Annotated in this window: 2 protein-coding genes; both read right to left on the reverse strand. The window is 63.3% G+C overall.

Translation table 11 applies throughout. The features are described from left to right. Positions 1-31: 31 nt before the first annotated feature. Positions 32-1,828, reverse strand: coding sequence for an SGNH/GDSL hydrolase family protein (locus VIQ49_RS00130; RefSeq protein ID WP_331879753.1), 1,797 nt, complete (start codon positions 1,826-1,828; stop codon positions 32-34). Beyond that, positions 1,829-2,170 (reverse strand): hypothetical protein, encoded by a 342-nt coding sequence (locus tag VIQ49_RS00135; protein WP_331879755.1) that lies wholly within the window; start codon positions 2,168-2,170, stop codon positions 1,829-1,831. It abuts the gene before it with no gap. Positions 2,171-2,444: the final 274 nt, after the last annotated feature.

The following is a 2,444-nucleotide window of genomic DNA, read 5'->3' on the forward strand; positions in this document are numbered from 1 at the left end:
GGCCATAAGATTCTGAGCCATAACGGATCTCCTATCCGAGAGCTACGGCGAACGCGATAGCGCGGCCAGTAGCAGTGGTCAATGCAGCGGCAGGTGAACCGGCCCCGGAACCCGGGGCATAAGTGCCGTCCCCGACAGCCCGAACACGGGCATCGATCGCCGCCTGGTCCGGGGCGACGACATCCGATGATGCCGGCAATAGAACCGGCGCCGCGAGGTCCCGGCACAGCGTCGACAGAGCACGACGAGGATGCGTCTGATCCGCCATGTAATACGGCGACGCACTCGGCACCGGCAGAGACGACCAGTCCAGCAGCACATAGCCTTTCGACTGCGCCCACGCCACCGACTGCGCCTGCCACGTCTGCCACGCCGAATTCGACGGCAAAGGTGGTTGCGTCGAGAACACGAAATCAGCGTTCGGGCAACGTGATTGCAGGCTCGCGACCAGCGCCTCCATAGCCGACAGGTGCCCGGCGATCGGGGTGCCGCCGTAGAAGTCGTTCGCACCACCGAGCAGGCCGATGTGAATCAGGTCCGGATCGAATCCGGTCGGCAGGGCGGTAGCACCCGACTCGGCGCCGATCGACGCGGCGAGCCACACATTCCAGTCCCACGCCTTCGATCCGGATCGGGACAGGTTCATGACCTCGATCGGGATTGCGCCGGCACCTTGCTCGACGATCAACCCGTACACCATCCACTTGCCGCCAGTTCCCCTGGTGATGGACAGCGTCGAGCCGGTCACCGGAAGTTCCGAGATCTTGACCGACCCGCTGTAGGTGACACCAGCCGGGAGCGATACAGCTGTTGCGCCGTCCACCGAGTACTTCGGAATGAACAGCGATGCACCGGCCGCGTCGACCCACAGCACCGACACCTTGGAGTAACCGGCAATGGAGATGGACATCGCGCCGTCGTTGGCCTCGTCCCGGATCGGCCATAGCCGCGGCACTCCCGAGATCGCAACGGCCGGCGCGACACCGAAAGCGCTGCCACTCGGCACGCCGAGGTTGAACAGCGCTTCACCGGAGACGACTTCGTTCTGGTTCCACGTCGTGTGCGCCGGAATGAAGAACCGCTTCGCGCCGCCCATCAGCTGATGCGGCCACACCGATCCCCAGCCGTCCGTCGTCATCTCGTCCATGCTGTCGGAGATGTCGAGCAACCGAGCAGCTCGTGTAGCGCGGCGAGCCAGTGCGCGCGCCCACTTCGTGAGTTTCGGGTTCTTCGCCGGACTCGATGCCGCGGCACCGATGTCGTCGATGACCTGAGCCGGTGTCCGCATCTGCACCGCACCTGTACCGGCGCCACGCATGAATGAACCGTCGACGAGATCGCTGCGCCCGAGGCCGCCACGGGCCACAGGGAAAACACCGGAGGTGACCTTTGATGCGGGGTGATCGGTGGGTGGGCGCTCGTTGTCCAGTCGTGGATCATCATCCTGGACCACACCCTCGAGTCCTGCTTCGACGATTCCGGCGGCCGCGACGACCTCGTCGCGGAGAGCCTTCACTTCGGAAACTTGCGGCGGGTCCGGAACCTCGTACGTCTCCCGCAAGTCACGCAGCCGATGTTGACCGCTTTCGGGAACGATGATGTCGAACGATTCGACCCACGATCCTGCCTCGATCAGAACGCGGCAATGCCCCGAATCGAGTTCCGGCGACACGAGTTGGCCATTCGGGGCGCGAACAGGTCGGCCCTTCGACGTGAGCAGTCCCGTCGTACCCGACTTGGGTCGTCCGGCGGGCGCCGAGAACGTCACAACGATGTCGACGCTATCGAGCGCAATATCACTGAAGTCCTCTTTGATGATCGATCCCATTTAGTTCACCTCTTCAGTTTCTGACTCGGGGTCGGTTTCGGGAGTCTCTGGCGGCAGGACTATTTCGTAGCCACCAGCGAGATTCAGCGCCCACGCTCGTGAATCATCAGGAGAGATAGCAGCACCCGCATGCGTGTATGAACCCGACAATCGGCGCATCAACTTCGCGGCTCCCGACTCGAAAGCCGGAAACACGAGGACTTGCGCCGCCTGTTCACCGAATGCCGCCTCGACGCATACGACAACGAAGTCGTGGCCTTCGAGAGGCTCCGAAAGTTGGTACAAACAAGCAGATCCCGCATACCCGCCAATATCGGCAGAAACCAAAGTCGCGGTCTTCATCTATTCGCCTCAATCCACTATGTATTCGATGACTGTCACGCAGCCATTCGCACCATTGCCGCCAGGGTTCAATCCGCTGGCAGCGCTGTAGCCGCCACCTCCGCCACCTGCGGGGAAACCGCCATGCCCGACGATGCCGCCAGCTTTGTAGCCGCCGCCCCCGGAACCGGACCTGCACTGCTGCCACAACTTTGGTTGCACGCCCGCTGCCCCGGCCAGACCACCCGCAGTAGTTCCGGCGAGGGCTCCAGCAGCACCTCCGCCACCACCTCCG

The organism is Williamsia sp. (assembly GCF_036566845.1).
In the GTDB taxonomy this organism is placed as follows: Bacteria; Actinomycetota; Actinomycetes; order Mycobacteriales; family Mycobacteriaceae; genus Williamsia.

What these genes read in the sequence shown, in the direction of transcription:
- VIQ49_RS00130 (WP_331879753.1), bottom strand. Translation starts at nt 1,828, where the DNA reads ATGGGATCGATCATCAAAGAGGACTTCAGTGATATTGCGCTCGATAGC.
- VIQ49_RS00135 (WP_331879755.1), bottom strand. Translation starts at nt 2,170, where the DNA reads ATGAAGACCGCGACTTTGGTTTCTGCCGATATTGGCGGGTATGCGGGA.